General features: G+C 61.2%; 1 protein-coding gene. It reads left to right on the top strand.

The genetic code is table 11. The annotated features are described in order from the left end of the window. Nucleotides 1-108: 108 nt before the first annotated feature. A partial coding sequence (locus AC5ZG5_RS46185; protein ID WP_456671327.1) for an IS4 family transposase occupies nucleotides 109-1,284 on the top strand: 1,176 nt, incomplete at its 3' end.

The raw sequence follows: 1,284 nt of genomic DNA, 5'->3' as shown, positions 1-1,284 counted from the left end.
GCGCTCGTTCGACGGCCCGGTTCGTGCATTCGACGCCTTGCAGGGAGCCGAGCGCAGGAGGTCCGCTTCACGCGTTTTCTGCGCAATGATCGGGTGAGCGTCGCAGAGATGGCGAGCCATGCGGCTTCGCGCACGGCGGAACGTGTTGCCGGTCGCGAGATCATCGTGGTTCAGGATACCAGCGAACTGATCCTTGGCGGACGGCGCGCCAAAGCCAACGGTTATGGACCTGTCGGCAAAGGCGGCGGAACACGGGGCCTGCTTTTGCATGCGGCGCTCGCACTCGATGCCGGCACTGATGCGTTACTGGGTCTTGTTGATGCGCAGGTCTGGAATCGGGACAAGGGCAAGGTGACGCCCCGGCGATCGCGAGCAACAACAGACAAAGAGTCCCAGCGTTGGCTGTCCGCGACGGTTCAAGCCAGCGCGGCCTTATCGACCGCGCAAAGCATCACCGTGATCTCCGACCGGGAAAGCGACATCTACGAGCATTTCGCGCGACGTCCGGCGAATGTGGAGTTGCTTGTCAGGGCAAACTGGAATCGGAAGATCAAACTGAAGTCCGGAGCTTTTGCGAAGCAGTTTGCATTTGTTGATGGCTTGCCGGAAGCCGCCCGGTTCAGCGTGACGATTCCTGCGGCGCCGGGCCGCAAGGAGCGGAGAGCCGAGCTTGCCTTGCGCTTCTCGCCGATCATGCTATGCCGGCCCCATCCCGGCCCTGCCCCAGATCTGCCCGACATGATCCGCCTGACCATGGTGGACGTTCGGGAGGTGTCATCGACCCATGACGGCGAGCCGATCCATTGGCGGCTTCTCACCACGCATGTCGTAAGAAGCCCGAAACAAGCACGTCGGATCGTCGACCTCTATCGCAGGCGTTGGACCATCGAGGAGTTCTTCCGCACGCTCAAATCCGCCGGTTTTGATATCGAGGAAGCCGACATTGGCGAACCCGAGGTCATGATCAAGTTCGTCGCCGCAGCTACCGTAGCGACGGTCACGATCATGCAACTGGTTCGCGCCCGTGACGGCACGACCGAGGAAGAACTAACCGAGGCCTTCGAGCCGGATGACCAGCCTGTGCTGGAAGCCCTGTCTTCTCAACTCGAGGGGGCCACTGCGAAGCAAAAGAACCCGCATCCAAAAGGCACTCTCGCCTTCGCTGCGTGGGTCATTGCTCGGCTTGGAGGATGGACCGCCTACTATGGAAAGCCTGGTCCAAAGGTGATGCGCCTGGGCCTCGAAGCCTTCCGTCGCATCAAATACGGCACCACTTTGAGGCTC

It is taken from the genome of Bradyrhizobium sp. Ses1 (genome assembly GCF_059512365.1).
The sequence above is the reverse complement of the archived record's forward strand: the minus strand, read 5'-3'. Positions and strand labels throughout refer to the sequence as shown.